Annotated in this window: 9 protein-coding genes; 4 read left to right on the top strand and 5 right to left on the bottom strand. The window is 58.7% G+C overall.

What is annotated here, in order from left to right; all coding sequences use genetic code 11:
• Both GX515_13455 and GX515_13450 read left to right on the top strand, forming a co-directional pair.
• Positions 1-452, top strand: a 452-nt coding sequence (locus GX515_13455) for an IS3 family transposase (protein ID HHY33999.1), incomplete at its 5' end; no start/stop codon positions are given.
• A gap of 13 nt (positions 453-465) precedes the next feature.
• Positions 466-789 (top strand): transposase, encoded by a 324-nt coding sequence (locus GX515_13450; protein ID HHY33998.1) that lies wholly within the window; start codon positions 466-468, stop codon positions 787-789.
• 309 nt (positions 790-1098) lie between these two features.
• Here GX515_13450 and GX515_13445 read toward each other — a convergent pair whose 3' ends face one another.
• The 5 genes from GX515_13445 to GX515_13425 all read right to left on the bottom strand — a co-directional run bounded on the left by GX515_13445 (position 1099) and on the right by GX515_13425 (position 4608).
• Positions 1099-1725 (bottom strand): GntR family transcriptional regulator, encoded by a 627-nt coding sequence (locus GX515_13445; GenBank protein ID HHY33997.1) that lies wholly within the window; start codon positions 1723-1725, stop codon positions 1099-1101.
• 191 nt (positions 1726-1916) lie between these two features.
• The gene (locus tag GX515_13440) at positions 1917-2501 is read right to left on the bottom strand and encodes a UbiX family flavin prenyltransferase (protein ID HHY33996.1); all 585 of its coding nucleotides are present in this window, start codon (positions 2499-2501) and stop codon (positions 1917-1919) included.
• A gap of 68 nt (positions 2502-2569) precedes the next feature.
• On the bottom strand, positions 2570-3433 hold the full coding sequence (locus tag GX515_13435) for a DUF1670 domain-containing protein (GenBank protein HHY33995.1): 864 nt from the start codon (positions 3431-3433) through the stop codon (positions 2570-2572).
• The gene (locus GX515_13430; GenBank protein HHY33994.1) at positions 3384-4022 is read right to left on the bottom strand and encodes a DUF1670 domain-containing protein; all 639 of its coding nucleotides are present in this window, start codon (positions 4020-4022) and stop codon (positions 3384-3386) included. Before GX515_13430 ends, GX515_13435 begins: the two co-directional genes overlap by 50 nt.
• A 340-nt stretch (positions 4023-4362) precedes the next feature.
• Positions 4363-4608 carry a hypothetical protein gene (locus GX515_13425; protein HHY33993.1) on the bottom strand — a complete coding sequence of 82 codons (246 nt, stop codon included), beginning with the start codon at positions 4606-4608 and terminating at the stop codon, positions 4363-4365.
• Between the two features lie 149 nt (positions 4609-4757).
• On the opposite strand from GX515_13425, the gene GX515_13420 reads away from it, so the two are divergent.
• Both GX515_13420 and GX515_13415 read left to right on the top strand, forming a co-directional pair.
• Positions 4758-5006, top strand: coding sequence for a hypothetical protein (locus GX515_13420; protein HHY33992.1), 249 nt, complete (start codon positions 4758-4760; stop codon positions 5004-5006).
• A gap of 18 nt (positions 5007-5024) precedes the next feature.
• Positions 5025-5391: IS256 family transposase (locus tag GX515_13415; GenBank protein HHY33991.1), on the top strand; the 367-nt coding region annotated here is incomplete at its 3' end.

The raw sequence follows: 5391 nt of genomic DNA, 5'->3' as shown, positions 1-5391 counted from the left end.
TACCCGGGTACTCTCGGACCAAGGCGGGGCGGATCGTAAGCGACGATGAGGTCAAGGAATGGATATGCGAGCTCATCGAGGGCGAGGGGTATGCGTACGGGTATCTGAAGCTGACGATATGCCTGCGTAGAAGATACGGTCTAGTGATAAACAAGAAGAAAGTGTATCGCCTGTGTAAGGAGATAGGTCTCCTGAGGCCCCAGAGGAAGGTAAGGCCAAAGCACCCGAAGAGGCTTGCGAGGAATAGAGTGGTCACAGGCCCCAACCAGCTATGGGAGACGGACGTGAAATACGGGTATATCGAGGGAGAGAGACGATTCTTCTTCGTGATGTCGGTACTCGATGTCTATGACCGTTCAGTGGTTGCAAGCCACATAGGCCTTTCGGCAACAGGCAAGGATGCGGCCCTGACGCTCGGCAATGCCCTGTGGGAAAGGAAGCTAATTACATAGCGACCACAGGCCTGTGATACGGACAGATAACGGGCCACAGTTCATAGCGGACGTATTTGAGGAGGCCTGCAGCCGTTACGGTGTGGAGCATGAGAGGATACCCGCAAGGACCCCTAACAAAAACGCCCACATAGAGGCGTTCCACAGGCTGCTGGAAGAGGAATGCCTATCGCTGCATGAGTTTGAGACATATACCGAGGGATACGAGCAGGTGGCGAAATACATGGAGTTCTACAACACAACCCGGATGCACTCCTCTCTTAAGTTCATGACACCGGAGGAGTGCTACCGAGCAACTCAATGCGGGAACATGAAACTACCATCTGTCAGAGCCTAATGTCCAAAACCAGGGGGTCGGTCCGTTCGACGCTCGGAACAACCTAGCAGGGTCGGGCGCCCTTACCACGACACAGAGCTCAAATCGGGATTGTGGCCCACGTCCCGCAACCTACTCGCTCCAGGAAACCACCGTGCAGGAAAGGGCCTACATCCGCCTTAATACGCCCTGTATACGCACGTGTGCGTGCTCCATGAATAGGTGGTCGGCGCGTGTCCCCTCGCGAAAACGCCTTCCGTCTGCCGCTCGAAACGCTCACCTCGCGTCTTGTCGAATCTCGTTTAGCAGGTGCAGGCACTGGGGATCTCGTCAATAACCCGATACGACCAGCACTGTCTTCTCCACGTTATTCAGATGGCGCATCAGGTGGCTTTCTGCCGACTCCACGTCTCTAGCCTGAATCGCAGCAAGTATGGCGCGGTGTTCCTCCAGGGATTGCCGCATCCTCCCAGGCATCGTCGCTGATATGCGGCGCAGCCTTTCGATCTGGTCGCCCAGCACCGATACGAAATGGGTAAGCCGCTTGTTGCCTGCCATGTCCACGATGAAGCCATGCAGCCGAATATCGGACTCAAAGAGCGCATCGTAGTCAAGGCTCTCTACCTTCCGATCAAGCCCCGAGAAGAGCTCGATAAGCGGTTCCAGATCCTCCTTGCGATACCTCTGAATGGTCACCCGAAGTGCCGCCGCCTCAAGGACACGCCTCAAGAAGAAGACCTCGTGCACATCCTGGATTGAGATATCAGCCACAAACGCGCCCTTCCCTTGAATGTAACGGACAAGCCCGTCGCGCTGTAACTCTCGCAGGGCCTCCCTTACCGGCGTTCTGCTGACCCCAAGTTCCCGGCTCACTCGCTCTTCGAGGAGCGGTTCCCCAGGTTTGTACCTGCAATGTATGATGGCATCTTTTATTGCCCAATACGCCCGATCTCTCAATGAGGCATACTTCACAGCGGTTGTCTGTTCACTCATGGCATCGCTACCAATCGCGCTATACGCTTTGCATACTTCTTGTATCCGTACTTCACGGTATTCGCCGCAGCCTTCGAAAATCCTTCACGCCCACACCGAAATTCTCGCCGGAACCTGTTACCTCCTGAGCGCCAGGGACATGCTGGACGTGCTCTTCATTCAGGTCCATGCTGCGCCTCAACGGGTTCCTCATTCCGAGTCAGCGGCGCCTGCCATCTGCAACGAAGACCATGCTCCACACCGAAAAGGTCCAGCACCCTCCCCACAAAGCAATCTACGAGATCGTCTACACTCGCCAGCTTCATGTAGAACGCGGGATTCGGCGGCATGACAATGGCCCCAGCCCGGGTTACCCTGAGCATATTTTCCAGGTGGATGCTGGACAGCGGGGTCTCCCTTACGACGAGCACCAGACGCCTTCTCTCTTTCAGAGTGACATCAGCGGCCCTAGCAATCAGGTTATGCGAGAACCCGTTGGCGATGCTGGAGAGAGTCCTCACGCTGCACGGTACGACTACCATGCCCAACGACTTAAGCGAGCCGCTCGATATGGGGGCAGCTAGGTCCGATTCGTCGTACCAATGCGTGGCAAGCTTCCTCACCTCGCTGATGGTCCTGGCCGTCTCAAGTTTGATGGTTTCCTCTGCCCACTTGCTGACAACCAGGTGAGTCTCGACCCCGGCTTCCTTAAGCACTTCCAGCATCCTGATGCCATATACCGCACCTGACGCCCCCGTAATCCCGATAACCAACACGTGCTTTCACCTCTGAATGACCCGTTTCCCAATGAGTATATCCGATGCAGAGTTCAAACATTTTCGGAAACCCTGTTGACCCAGCGACCGGTGGGTTCGGGCTTATCATGGACGGCGGTTTCCAACCCGGTTTGTCTTTCCTGTGCTACCAGCCGCCCGCTAAACCTCAGCCCGTGGCCCGTGACCTCGACCATGAGTCTCTTGGGAAGTCCGAAGTGTCGCAGCACCAGTAGCCTGTCGAGGGTAGATCCCATGTCAGCCACCCTCCCGCGAGTGGGCGCCACCACCTGGTCGTGCTCCTTTATCGTGTTCTGGACGGCATCCACCGAAAGCCCCACAAGGTGCGCAAGGTCCGCAAGCGAGAGCGCCACCCCTTGCTGATACGCCTGGGTGCAGAGCCTCTTTATGCGCTCCCACTTCAGAGCCTGCGGGCTTATCCGGTTTACAAGCCCCCAGTCCTCTTGAGCCACATAATCCAGCACCACCATGACAAGCTGCGCTTCCGCAAGGCTTCGCCCAGGGGGCTCGGCTTCCGACACCCCGAAGGTGACGATCTGCCTGGGCCTGCGCTCGACATTGTTGATGCGGAACGCAAGGTCGCGGATCTCCTGGACGAAGCTCCTCGCAGACGCCGGGGTATACCCGTGAGCATGGAGGAGCCTATCAAGGAGCCTGTCCTCCTCGTCAGCAGGGTGAGCTGCCCTTGGGACGGCCGCAGGCTTTCCCATGCGCTCGCGGGCCGTGGGGCTATCCTTGTGGCGATGCCATACCTCCTGCCACAGCCCGATGTGCTCCTCTGGGTAGCCAAGGCCCTGCGACAGCACCAGAGGGTCCTCGTCGCACCTCGCCACCACTTCCAGGAAGGCGCTATACCACTCCTGCCAGCGCATGCGGTTTATGCCAAGGCGCCTTCGCAACTCCCCCCTCCTCGCCGTCGAGGTAGCGCTCCATCGCCACCACGGCCCTCGGGGCTTTGAGAGCCTCGCGCATCTTCCATGTCATGCCAGAGATCGGGGGCCGGCACCCCTCGTCCCACAACCCCTTGAGACGCTCCCGGATCGCTGTGAGGGTAAGCGGCACAAGAAGGCACAGACGCTCGCCGTCGAAAAGCGCGTCCTGGTCGTATGCTTCTTCGATGATCCGGGCTATCCGCGCCTGCTGCATCACGCGCGTGCCGAACTCCTCGAGAAGGCTTGCGCCCTCGTCTGCGACGATGGACACCCTCACCAGCTTCTCAGGCTGGTCCCTGCGCGCGCGGCGTATGTGGCTTTCCCGCCCGGCTATGCACGGCAGTTCCACCTGCCCGGGACCCAGGCGAAGGAGCCCTCTCTGCAGGAACCGGTACGCGTCGAGCGCGATGAGGTACGCCTCATCGCCCGACACCTCCCTGCGGGCGCGGACCTCACTCGCAATATGCGCAAGAAGGGATTTCGCCTGCACCGAGGCTGCCTGGCTTCGGATACGCTGTCGGTAGATGACCTTGCAACCCATCCTACTCACCTCCACACCAGCCTACCCTCCATTACAACGCCAGGATGCGATCCTCCTGCAGGCCCGGCCGCCTTCTTGATGAAAGCCCCTCGCCGCCACATCCACGCTGTCTTTGAGTTATCAAGGTGCAATCCGACCAGCGAGCCCCAGCCTACCCCCTCTGCGGGCTTCTACCGATCCACTTCTCTCGCGGGGCGGCCAGGCCGGGCGGGCCGCACAAATAGCCCGCCTCCCGGCCTTGCCGCGGCGGTCGTTGCGTGTCACCATAAAGACAGTCCCAGTGCTGACCCGGTGGCTCCTCCTTCCTGCGCTTCGCCTTCATTACGGCATACCTGTCTCATCGCGATACATCTCCTTAGCAGCAACTGAAGGACACCCCTACCTCCACCCGCGTAGCTTCCGGAAAGTACCCCTTCCCCTGCACGCGACCAGATGCTTCCTCAACCTCCCCGATTACCACCGAGGCTCTCTCCAACGGACGGTACTCCCTAACCAGTTCGCGCACCGTCTCCACTACCGCTTGATCGTCACACCGCCCCAAATTGAGAAGCACCCGATGCCTGCTTACCCCTTCCTTCCCGTAACTTTCGACGATCCGCAAGTAACCAATACCTCTCGTCTAAGTCACCCGAACAAACATGGCTTCTTTACCATCATATCACGGTAGAAGAAGCTGGAGGAGAAGATCGGCAAGAAGGGCAGCACAACCCGGGGAGGAAGGCTTCCAGGCATAGCCATGAGAGCAGGCCGGTGGTTCTGGGCGGGCGCGAGGTGAGAGTCTCAAGGCCCAGGGCCCGTACGGTCGACGGCAAAGAGGTTGCGCTTGAGTCATACGAGGCAGTCAAGAATGATGAGATCCTGACGCGCCTAGCCTTTGAGACGATGCTGCACGGTCTATCCACGCGCAACTATGCTTTCGGGCTTGAGGATGTGGGTGATGTGGAGGCATCCGGCATCTCCAAGAGTTCGATAAGCCGCAGGTTTGCCCGAATGACGTAGGAGGCGCTGGCTGAGCTTATGGCTAAGCCGCTGGATGGGATTGACCTGGTGGTTCTATACATCGACGGGATCGTGCTAGCGGAGCATACGGCAGTCTGCGCTCTTGGCATCGACATTGACGGTAAGAAACGCATACTCGGTCTGTGGGAGGGCGCCACCGAGAATGCTTCGGTATGCAAAGGGCTGGTCACCAACCTGGCGGAGCGGGGTCTTAAGACGGATGGGCTGCTCGTTGTCATAGATGGTTCCAAGGCGTTGCGCAGGGCAGTGGCTGATGTGCTCGGGAATGACGTACCCGTCCAGAGGTGCCAGGTGCACAAGATGAGGAACGTTCTTGACCATCTCCCTGAGGAACAGCGCCCCTGGGTGAAGCGCAAACTTGCAG

Source organism: Bacillota bacterium, assembly GCA_012842395.1.
Classification (GTDB): domain Bacteria; phylum Bacillota; class SHA-98; order UBA4971; family UBA4971; genus UBA6256.
The sequence above is the reverse complement of the archived record's forward strand: the minus strand, read 5'-3'. Positions and strand labels throughout refer to the sequence as shown.